A 13,209-nucleotide genomic window follows, 5' to 3' on the forward strand; every position below is an offset into this window, starting at 1 on the left:
ACGCCATCTTTGAGCGTTGCCGACGAGTCGATACCCGTACGAATATCAGCCGGGCGGCCCAGGCGCCAACGTCACGTTGGCGGTGCGCGGAGCACCCGAACCACTCTGCAGCCCCAGCGCGATGGTGTCGCCGGGGTGGTGCTGATCAAGGATATTCGTCAGCGCGGTGGCCGAGTTGACCGGGTTGTTGTCCACCGAGACGATGCGGTCACCCGGCATGACCCCGGCCTGGGCAGCCGGGGCGTCACGCAACACCCGCACCACCGCGGCACCCTGACCGCCTTGTGAGTCGGAGACCCCGACGCCGAGGAAGCCCGTCGGGCCGATATGCACCGTCGGCGACGCCGCACCCGAGCGGATCTGTCCAGCGATGGCCATGGCCTGGTTGATCGGAATCGCGAAGCCCTCGCCGCGGCCCAGCTTGTAGTTCTCCGACGCGGCGGTGTTCATCCCGATCACCTGGTTGCTGGCGTTGACCGTGGGGCCGCCGGAGTCGCCCGGCCGGATCGGGGCGTCGACCTGGATCAGCCCGTCGAGGGTCTCCGAGCTTCCGGTCAGCGAGTCCGACGCCGACACGGTCTGGTTCAGTGCCACGACCTTGCCGGACACCGCACTGGGTGTTCCGCCGGCACCGCCGGCGTTGCCCAGCGAAACGATCGGCTCGCCGACCACCACCGCCGAGGAGTCGCCGATGTTGGCCACCGGCAAGCCGGATGCGCCGCCGAGTTGCAGCACCGCGACGTCATGCGTGCGGTCGTAGCCGATCACCTCGACGGGGTAGGTCTGGTTGTTGCCGATGTCTCGGGCCGTGATGTCGGTGGCGCCGGCGATCACGTGGTTGTTGGTGAGCACCACACCGTTGGGGTCGATCACGATCCCGGTGCCTGCGCCCACCGCGCTCTGGTAGCCCATCTTGGTGTCGATGTCGACGATCTGCGGCCCTACCTGTGACACCGTTGCCAGCGGGTCGGCCGGCGGGTTGGGCGCTGCGGGGGCCAACGGCGACGCGTACGCCGGCGCTGCGGCCAACACCACCGCCACCACCGACGCCACACTGAGTAACCACGACCACCACTGCGATGTTCGGCGGTGTGAGCCGCTCATCCCGTCACCTCCTGCAAGGGCCAAGCCGTACTGCACGGTTTTTCGCAGCATACGGTGTCGACACGCGCTAGGGGGTATCCGCGGCGCCGTCTTGGCAAACTGAGCCGCGCGGGGTAATACGGTGGCCTCGTGGTCGACTTCGACCCGAAGACCAGCTTCGCTGCGGCCCCGGTGGCGCGGCTGGCGACCGTCGCGCCCGACGGGATGCCGCACCTGGTGCCGGTGGTGTTCGCGCTTGGTTTGTCGCGCGGCGACCCGCTGCGCCCGGCTTCGCCGCGCTTGCGATCGCCGACGGACGACGACGTCGTCTACACCGCTGTTGACGCCAAACCCAAGTCCACCCAGCGGCTGCGTCGGTTGGCCAACATCGAGCAGAACCCGCGGGTCAGCGTGCTGGTCGACCACTATGCCGACGACTGGGCGCAGTTGTGGTGGGTCCGCGTCGACGGCGTCGCGCAGATCCACCGCGAAGGCGGCACACTGCAGGCCGGCTACGAACTGTTGCGCGCCAAATACCGCCAGTACCAATCGGTTCCGCTGGACGGGCCCGTGATCGCCGTCGCGGTGCGGCGTTGGAGCAGCTGGCATGCCTGACTTTCCCTGTTTTCGAAGGCCTTGTGCTGCATGGGTGCGAAGGGGAAAGGTGACTTAGTAGTGGGTAGGAGGAGAAGCACGGCATGGCAGACAAGGCGAACACCTCCCAAGGCGCAGGAGCCGCTCCGACCGCGGACAGTCCGGCCGCCATCCGCAACGTGGTGCTGGTCGGCCCGTCCGGAGCCGGCAAGACGACCCTCGTCGAGGCGCTGCTGGTGGCCTCCGGTGTGTTGTCGCGGGCCGGCAGCGTCGCCGACGGAAACACGGTCTGCGACTACGACGACGCCGAGATCCGGCAACAGCGCTCGGTGGGACTCGCGCTGGCGTCGCTGGCGCACGACGGAATCAAGATCAACCTGATCGACACCCCGGGCTACGCCGACTTCGTCGGCGAGTTGCGGGCCGGGTTGCGCGCCGCGGACTGCGCGTTGTTCGTGATCGCGGCCAACGAGGGCGTCGACGAGCCCACAAAGTCGCTGTGGCAGGAATGCAGCCAGGTCGGCATGCCGCGCGCGGTGGTGGTCACCAAACTCGACCACGCCCGCGCCAACTACCAGAGCGCGCTGTCCGCGGCGCAAGAAGCCTTCGGCGACAAGGTGTTACCGCTGTATCTGCCGGCCGGTAGCGGACTGATCGGGCTGCTGTCGCAAACCCATTACGAATACGACGGAAGCAAGCGCACCACGCATCCGCCGGACCCGTCGTATGCCGATCAGATCGAAGAGCTCCGCGGCGCCCTGATCGAAGGGATCATCGAGGAGTCCGAGGACGAGTCGCTGATGGATCGCTACCTCGGCGGCGAGGCGATCGACGAAGCGGTGCTGATCGAGGATTTGGAGAAGGCGGTCGCGCGGGGGTCGTTCTTCCCGGTGATCCCGGTCTGCAGCACCACCTGCGTCGGCACCCAGGAGCTACTGGAGATCGCCACCCGCGGATTCCCGTCTCCGCTGGAACACCCACTGCCGGAGGTCTTTACGCCGCAGGGCAAATCGCACGCCCAGCTGGCCTGCGACCCTGACGGCCCGCTGCTCGCCGAAGTGGTGAAGACGACGTCGGACCCGTACGTCGGCAGGGTGAGTCTGGTCCGGGTGTTCTCCGGGACCATCAGGCCCGACACGACGGTTCATGTGTCGGGCCATTTCGCGTCGTTTTTCGGTGAAGGCAACAGCCACGCCGACCACGACGAGGACGAACGCATCGGCGCGCTGTCGTTCCCGCTGGGCAAGCAGCAGCGGCCCGCCCCCGTCGTACTGGCGGGCGACATGTGCGCGATCGGCAAGCTGAGCCGGGCGGAAACCGGCGACACCCTCTCGGACAAGGCCGAGCCGCTGGTCCTCAAACCGTGGACCATGCCCGAGTCGCTGCTGCCGGTCGCCATCCAGGCGCACGCCAAGACCGACGAGGACAAGCTGTCGGTTGGGCTGGGCCGGCTGGCCGCCGAGGACCCGACGCTGCGGATCGAGCAGAATCCGGAGACCCACCAGGTCGTGTTGTGGTGCATGGGTGAGGCGCACGCCGGCGTGCTGCTCGACGCCCTGGCCAACCGCTACGGCGTCACGGTCGACACCGTGGAGCTACGGGTGCCGCTGCGAGAAACGTTCGCGGGCAAGGCCAAAGGCCACGGCCGGCACGTCAAGCAGTCCGGTGGGCACGGCCAGTACGCGGTCTGCGACGTCGAGGTAGAACCGCTACCGGAGGGGGCGGGCTTCGAGTTCGTCGACAAGGTGGTCGGCGGCGCAGTGCCGCGCCAGTTCATTCCGAGCGTGGAGAAAGGCGTGCGCGCGCAGATGGAAAAGGGTGTGGCAACCGGGTATCCGGTGGTCGACATCCGCGTCACGCTGCTGGACGGCAAGGCGCACAGTGTCGACTCGTCGGACTTCGCGTTCCAGATGGCCGGGGCGCTTGCGTTGAAGGAAGCGGCCGCGGCCACCAAGGTGATCCTGCTGGAGCCGATCGACGAGATCTCGGTGCTGGTGCCCGACGATCTGGTCGGCGCGGTGATGGGTGATCTGTCGGGGCGCCGCGGACGGGTGTTGGGCACCGACACTGCGGGCAACGAGCGCACACTGGTGAAAGCTGAAGTGCCGCAAGTCGAATTGACTCGCTACGCGATCGACTTGCGGTCGCTGTCGCATGGCGCCGCCTCGTTCACCCGGTCGTTCGTCCGCTACGAGCCCATGCCGGAAACCGCTGCCGCGCGGGTAAAGGCCGCGGGCTAGACGACGGCTTTTAGCCACGCCACGGTCGACGATAGATTGCGGACGTCGACGCCGATGCCGCGGCATTCCTCGAGACCCCGGTCGTACACGCCGGACATCGCGTCGGACACCAGCACAATGCGAAAGTCGCGCTCGGATGCCTCGTAGATCGACGCCCGCGGGCAGTTGGGAAAGTTGCAGCCCGCGAAAACCACTGTGTCGCTGTCGGTTTCGTCGAGATAGCGTTGCAGGTCGGTCTGGTAGAAGGCTCCCCACCGCGGTTTGTACATCACATGCTCACGCGGCCCGATCTCCTGGAGCTTGCCGCTCAGAAGCAATTCATGGTCCAGTTCAACGGGATTCGGCAACAACTCCGGCGCAATCTGTGATCCGCGGCTGCCCGGCGCCAGCAGCCCCGCGCCCTGTTCGATCGACTGCCGCCGTACCGGGTCGACGTTAGAGCCGTCGGGCTGATACAGCCGCACCGCGTGCACGATCGGCCGACCACGCTCGCGAAACGCCGCCGCCAGCCGCGCCATCGCGGGGATCGCCTCGGCGGTGCCGGCGATGTGCAGTGGCGCGTCGCCGTCGTAGGTGTCGCGCTGCACGTCGATCAACACCAACGCCGCCGACCCCGGGTGCGGACGCGTGTACGGATCGGTCATGGTGTCCGGTCTAACACAAGGCCGCGATCCTGAGCTTGCCGGCCAGTTCCAGTGTTGGCTGACCACCTCGCCGGATGCCGCTGATTCTGTAACCAAATGCGTTTGCTGAGCGATAGTTAGGGTATGTATTAAAGGAGAGGTATCTCGAAGGGATGGCCACCATGCGTAGAGCTTTTCGGCACGTGCTGGTCGCGGCAGCGGTTGCCGCGCTGGCACTCGCGGGTTCGGCCAGTCCCGGCCAGGCGGCGATCGCGCCGCCGCAGCCAACCGCCAGCGTCGCCTCGATCCAGCCGGCCAACGGCACGGTGGTCGGCGTGGCGCACCCCGTCATCGTCACATTCACCGGGCCTGTCACCGACCGTGCGGCCGCCGAGCGGTCGATCAAAATCACCTCGCCGACCCACACCACGGGACGATTCAGCTGGGACGACGACCACGTGGTGCAGTGGATTCCCGACACCTACTGGCCTGCCCACAGTCACGTGGCCGTCGAGGTGCACGGCCTGTCGACGGGCTTCGACACGGGTGACGAGGTGTTAGCTGTCGCAAGCATCTCGGCGCACACGTTCACCGTCAGCATCAACGGCGAGGTGATGCGCACGATGCCGGCGTCGATGGGTAAGCCCAGTCGCCCCACGCCGATCGGCTCGTTCACTGCACTGTCGAAAGAGCGAACCGTGACCTTCGATTCCCGGACCATCGGCATCCCGCTGAGTTCGCCCGAGGGCTACCTGATCCAGGGTCAATACGCGGTGCGGGTCACGTGGAGCGGTGTCTACGTGCATTCGGCGCCATGGTCGGTGGATTCACAGGGGTACGCCAACGTCAGCCACGGCTGCATCAACCTAAGCCCCGACAACGCCGCCTGGTACTTCGACACCGTGCACATCGGTGACCCGATCGAAGTAGTGGCGTAACGCTTAGAACTGACCGCAATTGGGCGTGGTCGCAACGCCGTTGAACCGGCCCGCAATCCACTGCATCGCCGGCTCGCCGTCGACCAGCATCGGCAGCGCGTGGTTGATGATCAGCTTGTTGAGGAACGGCGGCTCCTCATTGGTGCGGAATTCGACGTCGGCGCCCTGAGCGCACCAGTCGCGACCCATCTGATTGGCGGCCGTCCACGGCACCAGCGGATCGTAGCGGTTGCTGTTGATCAGCACCGGCGCGTTGGGCTTGTAGCGCCCGATGCGCTGCAGATCGAAGAGCGTCTGGAACGGTTCGCGGTGCACCAGTTCGTGGATGTCCTCGGTGAAGTAGGGCTGTAAATGGCGGAACATGAACTTCATCAAGGTTTCGCCGACGCACTGGTGCCGGGTCTTGGCCAGCAGATCCACCCCCCGCGGGGTCAGCTTCTCCCGAATCGCTTCCTCGGCTTCGGGATAGGTGGCGATCACCGAGTTGAGCGCATATCCGACCACGCCGACCAGCACGCTGCCGTCGGCGTAGGGAAACAGCTCCATCAAATCCGCCGGCGGCGCACCGGCATAGGTGCCCACGACGTGTAGGTCCGGACCGTAGGCCGATGCGAGCTCGGCGGCTGACGCGGCCGCCCCACCGCCTTGTGAATAACCCCAGAATGCAACGGGGCCGTGCGGATCCAGCGACGTGTCGGGAAGGCGCATCGCCGCCCGCGCGGCATCAATCAGCGCCTGCCCCTCGGCCACCCGGCTCACGTAGGTGTGCACGCCGGGTGTGCCCAGACCCTCGTAGTCGGTCATCACGACGGCGAAGCCGCGGGCCACCATCGTCGCGACGAACATCTCCTCGTAGTTGAACATGATGTCCAGCCACGGCGACCAGTGAATGCCCTGGTTGACCATCCGCGACGGGGCGCACTGGTCGCCCTGGCCCTGCGTGCCCGGGGCGTAGGCGATCAACGGGCGCGGGCCTTCGCCCGGCCACGGGTTGTCCGGTTCGAAGTAGGTCCCGGTGATGGCGTTAGGTCTCCCGCGAGCGTCGGTGCTGCGGTACATGATTCGGGTGCCGCTCGCGACGAAGGCGCCCAGTTGTCCGGACGGCTCCAGCACCAGCCGCGACGGCTCGGTACGAATCAGGTCACCGGGCTGGCTGGGCGGCAACGGATCGGGCGGCGTGTAGAACTCGTCGTATTGGCTCTGGTCGCCCTCCTGTTCGAAGTCGACGTCGGCGCGCCCCGGCGATGGAGCGAAACTTGTTGCGGCACAATAAAGAAGGAGTACGGCGGTCATTGCGGAGAGCGTTCGTCCTGCGCGCACGTCCGGAGAGTACAGGCCGCGGAGATTGACATTATGCGTTTTCAGAGATTTCCGTATCCGAATCGGGAAATCTGGCTCTCACCTCGACGGCAGCGCGCCCGTTCCAGCAGTCTGGTAGGTGGACAACCCCCGACCAAGGAGTTCGCGATGCCGCCTGAGAATGCCCGCGCCGTCCGTTTCGACCGCTACGGCGGCCGTGATGTGTTGTATGTGGCCGAGGTTGACAGGCCATCGCCCGGCGAGGGAGAAGTACTCGTCGAAGTCATGGCCGCCGGTATCAACCCCGGCGAGGCGGGCATCCGGGTCGGCGCGATGCACGAGATGTTCCCGGCCACGTTTCCGTCCGGCGAGGGCAGCGATCTGGCCGGAGTCGTCGTCGACGTCGGGCCCGGGGTCACCCAGTTCTCGGTCGGCGACGAAGTGCTGGGGTTCAGCCTGCGCCGGTCGAGTCACGCCACCCACACCGTCGTCCCGGTGGAGCAACTGATTCCCAAACCGCCCCAAATGAGTTGGGAGGTCGCGGGTTCGCTCTATGTCGTGGGAGTCACCGCGTATGCCGCTGTGCGGGCAGTCGCGCCGCAGCCGGGTGAGACCGTCGCGGTGTCGGCGGCCGCCGGTGGTGTCGGCAGCCTGGTGGTGCAGTTGCTGGTTCATCGACGGGCGCGGGTGCTCGGTATCGCCTCGGCGCGCAACGCCGACTGGTTGCGCAACCATGGCGTGATTCCGGTCGAGTACGGCGACGGCTTGGCGGCGCGGCTGCGCGACGCCGCTCCGGACGGGATCGACGCGTTCATCGACTTGTTCGGGCCCGACTACGTCCAGCTGGCCGTCGACCTCGGCGTCGCTCCCGACCGGATCGAGACCATCATTTCGTTCGCCAAGGCCGCGGAGGTGGGCGCTAAAACCGAAGGCAGCATGGATGCGTCGACGCCGGAGGTATTGGCCGAGATGGCGGAGTTGGTGGTCAGCGGCGCAATCGATTTCGACGTCGCCGCCACCTATCCGCTCGAGCGGGTCGCCGACGCGTACGAACAGCTTGAGCAGCGGCACACGCACGGAAAAATCGTGCTGCTTCCGCAACCGCTCAGCCGATACCAGCCTCGACAATCTTGACGACGACCAGCGCCACCGCGACAACCAGGTAGCCCCTTAAGGCGAACAGCGCGGCCCGTCGCACCGGGGACATTGCCGGGCGGGCCAGGGTCGCCAATGCGGGCATCCGCCAGTTCGCGCGGTACTGGTTTCGGATCGCAGTTCGTTCGGCACGGGTCAAGGCGGGGATCTCGTCGAGCTCTTCGACCTGGTCGGGAACGAGCCCGCCCAGTTCGTTCGCGACGGATTCGGCTTCCCGTCGATTCGCCGACCGGCGGGCGAGCGTGATCACCACCGCACCCCCGGCGACGCCGACTACGGCACCGACGCCGAGGCCGACCGTCAGGGTGCTCGCGGGCAGGCCCGGGAAGAGCGTCGACGCCGTCAGCGCCAACGACAAGAGCACCAGCGCCCACACCGTTGTCCACGCAAAGATGTTCTGGCGCACTGTGTTTACCCATGGACCCAGCACTGGGCGGTCGTTGCACAGCAGAACCAGGAACACGGTCGCCGACGGCAGCAGGACACCGGCGAGCGCCTGCACGCCCTGGGTGATCAGCCCGAGGATGTGGTCCGGGCTGAACGCGACCGCAGCCGACACGGCGAGGATCGCCGCGTAGCTTCCGTAGAACAGTGGCGCCTCGGAGATCTTCCAGTGCAGCGAATGACGTTTGCCGAGAGTGTCGCCGAGCGCGTAGGTGGTGGCCAGCCCGATGGCGTTGGCGCCGATCAGCGACGCGTCCAACAACACGATCGCGAAGAGCACACCGACCGTGCTGCCGCTGTGGTGGGCCAGGCTCGACGCGACCGCCCCGGCGTCGGAGAAGTGCCCGGCGTGGATGGTGCCGGCGAAGCCAAATGCAGTGGCGGCCATCAGCGTTACGGCCCCGGCCATGACCACGACGATCCCGAGGACCAGGTCGACACGCCCGTAGCGGATCCAGCGCGGCGTGATGCGCTTGTCGACGACGTTGGACTGCTGGAAGAACAGCTGCCACGGCGCCACGGTGGTGCCGACGATCGCGACGATCAGCAGCAACACGGTGGAGTCCATTCCGCCCGGGAATTGCGGCACCAGGCCGCGAGCCGTTCCGCCCAGTGTGGGATGCACCATCAGCGCCATCGGGACGATCACCACGTTGACGGCGATCAGCACGAACATCAGCCGCTCCCAACGGCGGAACGAGCCACCGGCCACCACCGCGAACAGCAACACCGCCGCGGCGGGAATCGCGAGCGCCTTGGGGCAGCCCAGAAATCCGAGAGCCAGTGCGACACCGATGAATTCGGTGACGATGGTCAACGCGTTGAGCAGCAACAGGTCGCCGACACTGAATGCGCCCCAGAACTTGCCGAACCGTTCGAAGATCAGCCGGGCATGCCCCACTCCGGTGACCGCACCCAGCCGCAGCACCATCTCCTGGTTGACGTAGAGCACCGGGATCAGCAGCACCAGCGTCCACAGCAGGCCCATCCCGTAGTTCTGCCCGGCCTGTGCGTAGGTCGCGACGCCGCCGGCGTCGTTGTCGCCAACCATCACGATCAGCCCGGGACCGCTGATCACCATCAGCGTTCGCAGCCGCTGCCAACGACTACGGCGAGCCCCGGTGTCGTCGTGGCCGATCCGGCCGAACGCGCCGACGATGTCGCCGACATGTGCGGAATCCAGCACCGCCGCAGACCCATTGGTGCTCGGTGCGGCGGAGACGTTGTCGTGCACATCGGTGGAGGAAGTCATCGGCGTCTCGCTCTCGGGCTCGGGGCTGATTGCGCGCGGCCCGGGATACCCCGGCGGTAACAGCCGCTCGGGGTTCCCGGTCCGACGCGTCAGTTGCGGTTAAGGCCGATGTGGGTTGGGTGCCCGCCCAGCGAGGCGGTGATGACCGCCGGCGCCATCCGGGACACATACAGGTTGGCCCGCTCTTGCGGAGTCAGGTTGCGGCGTGCCCGCAACCGGCCCGCCACCCGCCGGCCGGCGTGCAGCATCGGCGAAACACGGTGTGCAACAACAAAGGTCATGATCTTCTCCTGCCGGTAAGCCCGACCGGCGAGGACTGCGCGATGACGCGTCAGGCGGCGCGAAGGCCGCGACCGGATCGGGACGAAACGGAAATGGACTGCGGATAGGGACTATCGCTAGGACTCATCTCGCCCTCACCTCCTCACGGCCAGGACACACGCGGGTGTCACACCAGTGCTTGCACAAAGAGGGGTATGCGCCCGACGGGCCACGCACCCCTCTCGTCGGAGCTTCGGCACTGCACGGCGTATCCGGACTAGTCCGGAAGCCACTTGGGCTCAACCCTTAGGCCGGGAAGAGCTGTCCTGACCCGGGGCGTCTCTCGACGTTCGGGGTCAGTGGCCTGTATCCGTACAGACGCCTCACCTACCGAGGTGCTGCGGTTCCATGGTGGCATCCAGCCCGGCGCCCGTCAAACGCTGGGGCGTCCTGGTGACCGAGGGAGCCGTCACCTCGGGTGGGCGCAGCGCCTAGGCTCGCAATCATGGCTATTACCCTGGAGAACCCCCGAGTCGCCACGGCACTTGACCGGATGTACACCGCGGCCAACGAACAGCTGCCGAAGCTGCGCGAGGGCGGCGGAAGAATCGCGCAGGCGGCCTCCGCCGGCGCGCAGGAACGCGCCGATGCGATGAGCGAGTTCTACATCCCAGTAACGCCGGAGGCGGGCCGGCTGCTGTATTCACTGGTGCGAGCCACTCGTGCGGCCACCATCGTCGAATTCGGGATGTCGTTCGGCATTTCCGCGATCCATCTCGCGTCGGCGGTGCGCGACAACGGCAGCGGCCGCGTCGTCACCACCGAGCTCAGCGCCACCAAGGTAGCGGCGGCACAACAGACCTTCGCCGAGACGGGGTTGGACGACTTGATCACCGTCCTGGAAGGGGACGCGCTCGAAACCCTCAAGGAACTCGACGGACCAGTCGATTTCGTTTTGCTCGACGGGTGGAAAGAGCTGTATCTGCCCGTGATCAAGCTGCTCGAACCACGACTGTCACCGGGAAGCCTGGTCGTCGCCGACAACACCGAAATGGCCGACACACAGCCATATCTGGACCACGTGCGCAACCCCGGCAACGGCTATGTCAGCGTCAACTTCCACGCCCGGGAAAGCGACAGCATGGAAATCAGCTGCCGCGCTGGGTGATCCGATGGTAGGCGCCGGCTACCGCAGCGATTCCTCTAGCCACGGCGTCAGCCACTTCACCGCCTCCTCCGTCGGGTGGACGCCGTCGCTGCGTACGGTGATGCCGTCGACCTTGGCGGTGTAGACGCCGTCGGGACACAGCTTTTTCTTCAAGTCGAGTATCCCGACGTTGCGGCGTTGGCCAATGGTGCTGCGCAGCAACGTGTTCCACTCGTCCACCCGCTCGGGCTGGTCCTCGGGGTACAGGCTGCCGTCGGGCCTTTCGCCGCGTCGGCTGTAGGGCAGGTTGGCCACTGTCACCGGCGCCCCGGACGAGCCGAGGATGTCGAGTGCGCGTACCAGCTCGCCGCTGATGTAGGCGTCGAAAGCCGGGTCGCCGATGTGAGTCCAGCGTCCCTCGTTGACCCGGTCCACTGTCTCCCAGCGGCCGACGACCAACAGGATGGCGTCCGGCTGGTCTTCGGCGATCTGCTTCGACCATCGGGTTGGCCACGACTCGCATTCGGATTTCTGGTCCAGGGTCTGGCCGAGATACTTGTACGGGCCGCCGCGCACCAGGCTGCACCCGATGACGGTGTGGTCGACGAAATCGAATCCCGGTGTCGGCGGCAGGAAATGCATCAGGGTCCAGCCGATCGAGTCGCCGAACACCGAAACTGTGAACGGGCGGTGCGGATCTCGCTGACCGACGGCGCGTGCGGGTCGCGGTCCCGTCGGCGGCGACGGCGAGACCACCGCGACCGACGAGATGCCGGGCGGCAGGCTGCTATCCGATCCCCCACCGGATTTGACGCCCACCGGGACGACCATCATCGTCACCGCGGCGGCCGTCGCAGCGGTTGCTCCGGCCAGCGGCAACATCGGCACCCGCGCGGGACGCCACTTGCGGACGGGCTGCTCGATCAACCACCACGACGCGACCGACACGACCAGGGTGACCGTGCACCGCACGGCGAACAACGACAGCCCCGACCACCCGGTTCGTTGCCCGTTGAGCACCAGAAAGATCGGCCAATGCCAGAGATAGACGCCGTAGGAGATGGTCCCCAGCCACACCAGCGGACGCCACGACAAAACGAGGGCGACCGGTCCGCGCTGGTCGAGCGCCACCGGCGCGATCACCACAACGGCTGCCACGGCCACCGCGATCAGCAGGCCGTGCCGGAATTCGGCGGCGCTGCCGGTCGCATAGTGGGCGGCCGCCGCCAGCGCTGCGATGCCAATCACCGGCAGTAGCCGGGTGGTCCACTTGCCCCAGCGGGTGCGGATCAGCGACCAGCCGCGGTTCAGCGCCGGCCAGTCGCCCACCAGCAGCGCAGACGCCGCCGCGCCGGTCAGCAGCGCCTGGGCCCGGGTATCGGTGCCGAAGTAGACCCGGTCCCGGGTGGCGTCGGATGCGAGCAGGATGGCCAGGGCGGCAGACGCCAGTGCGCCCAGGGTGGCCAGCAGGAAGACGGTCAGCCGCACTCCCCCGAGCGTCGCTAGCCCGCCGCGACGGCGGGCCCGGGCCGCCAACACGACCGCGACGGCGATCAGCAGCAGCGGCCACACGATGTAGTACTGCTCCTCCACACCCAGCGACCAGGCATGCTGCAGCGGCGACGGCGGCGCGCCCTGGCTGAAGTAGTCGGTTTTCTGCGCGACGAACATCCAGTTGGCGGCCCAGAAGAACGCGGCGACGGCCTGATCGCGCAGCCCGGCGACGGCTTCGGGCGAAAAGAATTGCCGCCCAACGGCGACGGCCAGCACCATCAGCACCAGCGCGGGCAGCAGCCGTCGCGCCCGTCGAATCCAGAACCCGGTCAGGTCGATACGGCCCGTGCGGCCCATCTCGTCGAGCAGCAGCGAGGTGATCAGGAATCCGCTGAGCACGAAAAAGATGTCGACGCCGAGGAATCCGCCGCCCATGCCGGGAATACCGCCGTGGTCGGCGAGCACCAGCGCGACGGCCACCGCGCGCAGGCCGTCGAGCGCCGGAATGCCGAGGCGCCGGTCGCTATCCCGCGGCGTGGTCAGGCGAGTGCGCGGAATCGGCGCGACCCAGCGGGGCCGTCGAACGCAGCGAACCGGCCCGGGATATACCCCGGCCGGTCCCATGGTCGCCCCTGTCGCACCCCGACCGCTTACCTGGTCGGTGTCGCTGTCGCCGCCG

At 67.2% G+C, this 13,209-nt stretch carries 11 protein-coding genes and 1 riboswitch; of the genes, 5 read left to right on the forward strand and 6 right to left on the reverse strand.

From position 1 onward, the window contains the following. Window positions 1-45 precede the first annotated feature (45 nt). A complete protein-coding gene (locus tag MFM001_RS01585; protein ID WP_116373555.1) occupies window positions 46-1,104 on the reverse strand; it encodes a S1C family serine protease in 1,059 nt (352 codons plus the stop codon). A 129-nt stretch (window positions 1,105-1,233) separates the two neighbouring features. On the opposite strand from MFM001_RS01585, the gene MFM001_RS01590 reads away from it, so the two are divergent. Both MFM001_RS01590 and MFM001_RS01595 read left to right on the forward strand, forming a co-directional pair. Further along, a complete protein-coding gene (locus tag MFM001_RS01590) occupies window positions 1,234-1,698 on the forward strand; it encodes a TIGR03668 family PPOX class F420-dependent oxidoreductase (RefSeq protein WP_116372876.1) in 465 nt (154 codons plus the stop codon). An 83-nt stretch (window positions 1,699-1,781) separates the two neighbouring features. Beyond that, entirely contained in the window at window positions 1,782-3,917 is a 2,136-nt protein-coding gene (locus MFM001_RS01595) for an elongation factor G-like protein EF-G2 (protein ID WP_116372878.1), read from the forward strand. On the opposite strand, the gene MFM001_RS01600 is transcribed toward MFM001_RS01595, so the two are convergent. Then, a complete protein-coding gene (locus tag MFM001_RS01600) occupies window positions 3,914-4,561 on the reverse strand; it encodes a cysteine hydrolase family protein (RefSeq protein ID WP_116372880.1) in 648 nt (215 codons plus the stop codon). The two genes, MFM001_RS01595 and MFM001_RS01600, sit on opposite strands and share 4 nt — an antisense overlap. Window positions 4,562-4,722: 161 nt before the next feature. Here MFM001_RS01600 and MFM001_RS01605 point away from each other — a divergent pair, with 161 nt between their 5' ends. Further along, entirely contained in the window at window positions 4,723-5,478 is a 756-nt protein-coding gene (locus MFM001_RS01605; protein ID WP_116373557.1) for a L,D-transpeptidase family protein, read from the forward strand. Window positions 5,479-5,481: 3 nt separating this feature from the next. On the opposite strand, the gene MFM001_RS01610 is transcribed toward MFM001_RS01605, so the two are convergent. Next, window positions 5,482-6,771 (reverse strand): lipase family protein, encoded by a 1,290-nt coding sequence (locus MFM001_RS01610; RefSeq protein ID WP_116372882.1) that lies wholly within the window; start codon window positions 6,769-6,771, stop codon window positions 5,482-5,484. A gap of 174 nt (window positions 6,772-6,945) precedes the next feature. Here MFM001_RS01610 and MFM001_RS01615 point away from each other — a divergent pair, with 174 nt between their 5' ends. Further along, complete coding sequence (locus tag MFM001_RS01615) at window positions 6,946-7,911, forward strand: NADP-dependent oxidoreductase (protein WP_116372884.1); 966 nt, start codon at window positions 6,946-6,948, stop codon at window positions 7,909-7,911. Here MFM001_RS01615 and MFM001_RS01620 read toward each other — a convergent pair. Together MFM001_RS01620 and MFM001_RS24265 are read right to left on the reverse strand one after the other, a co-directional pair. Further along, window positions 7,883-9,628: an NRAMP family divalent metal transporter gene (locus tag MFM001_RS01620; RefSeq protein ID WP_116372886.1), complete on the reverse strand. Its 1,746-nt coding sequence runs from the start codon at window positions 9,626-9,628 to the stop codon at window positions 7,883-7,885. The two genes, MFM001_RS01615 and MFM001_RS01620, sit on opposite strands and share 29 nt — an antisense overlap. A gap of 89 nt (window positions 9,629-9,717) precedes the next feature. Then, window positions 9,718-9,909: a hypothetical protein gene (locus MFM001_RS24265; protein ID WP_142760656.1), complete on the reverse strand. Its 192-nt coding sequence runs from the start codon at window positions 9,907-9,909 to the stop codon at window positions 9,718-9,720. Window positions 9,910-10,119: 210 nt separating this feature from the next. Next, window positions 10,120-10,291, reverse strand: a riboswitch (M-box (ykoK) riboswitch). A gap of 103 nt (window positions 10,292-10,394) precedes the next feature. Here MFM001_RS24265 and MFM001_RS01625 point away from each other — a divergent pair. After that, the gene (locus tag MFM001_RS01625) at window positions 10,395-11,057 is read left to right on the forward strand and encodes an O-methyltransferase (RefSeq protein ID WP_116372888.1); all 663 of its coding nucleotides are present in this window, start codon (window positions 10,395-10,397) and stop codon (window positions 11,055-11,057) included. A gap of 18 nt (window positions 11,058-11,075) precedes the next feature. On the opposite strand, the gene MFM001_RS01630 is transcribed toward MFM001_RS01625, so the two are convergent. After that, the gene (locus tag MFM001_RS01630) at window positions 11,076-13,154 is read right to left on the reverse strand and encodes an acyltransferase family protein (protein ID WP_116372890.1); all 2,079 of its coding nucleotides are present in this window, start codon (window positions 13,152-13,154) and stop codon (window positions 11,076-11,078) included. Between the last annotated feature and the right edge of the window lie 55 nt (window positions 13,155-13,209).

Origin of the sequence: Mycobacterium sp. MFM001 (assembly GCF_003402475.1) — a bacterium.
Taxonomy (GTDB): Bacteria; Actinomycetota; Actinomycetes; order Mycobacteriales; family Mycobacteriaceae; genus Mycobacterium.

Bases quoted from the DNA above. Each gene is read 5' to 3' on its own strand.
- MFM001_RS01620 (WP_116372886.1), bottom strand. From the start codon at position 9,628: ATGACTTCCTCCACCGATGTGCACGACAACGTCTCCGCCGCACCGAGC.
- MFM001_RS01605 (WP_116373557.1), top strand. From the start codon at position 4,723: ATGCGTAGAGCTTTTCGGCACGTGCTGGTCGCGGCAGCGGTTGCCGCG.
- MFM001_RS01610 (WP_116372882.1), bottom strand. From the start codon at position 6,771: ATGACCGCCGTACTCCTTCTTTATTGTGCCGCAACAAGTTTCGCTCCA.
- MFM001_RS01585 (WP_116373555.1), bottom strand. From the start codon at position 1,104: ATGAGCGGCTCACACCGCCGAACATCGCAGTGGTGGTCGTGGTTACTC.
- MFM001_RS01600 (WP_116372880.1), bottom strand. From the start codon at position 4,561: ATGACCGATCCGTACACGCGTCCGCACCCGGGGTCGGCGGCGTTGGTG.
- MFM001_RS01630 (WP_116372890.1), bottom strand. From the start codon at position 13,154: ATGGGACCGGCCGGGGTATATCCCGGGCCGGTTCGCTGCGTTCGACGG.
- MFM001_RS24265 (WP_142760656.1), bottom strand. From the start codon at position 9,909: ATGACCTTTGTTGTTGCACACCGTGTTTCGCCGATGCTGCACGCCGGC.
- MFM001_RS01595 (WP_116372878.1), top strand. From the start codon at position 1,782: ATGGCAGACAAGGCGAACACCTCCCAAGGCGCAGGAGCCGCTCCGACC.
- MFM001_RS01625 (WP_116372888.1), top strand. From the start codon at position 10,395: ATGGCTATTACCCTGGAGAACCCCCGAGTCGCCACGGCACTTGACCGG.
- MFM001_RS01615 (WP_116372884.1), top strand. From the start codon at position 6,946: ATGCCGCCTGAGAATGCCCGCGCCGTCCGTTTCGACCGCTACGGCGGC.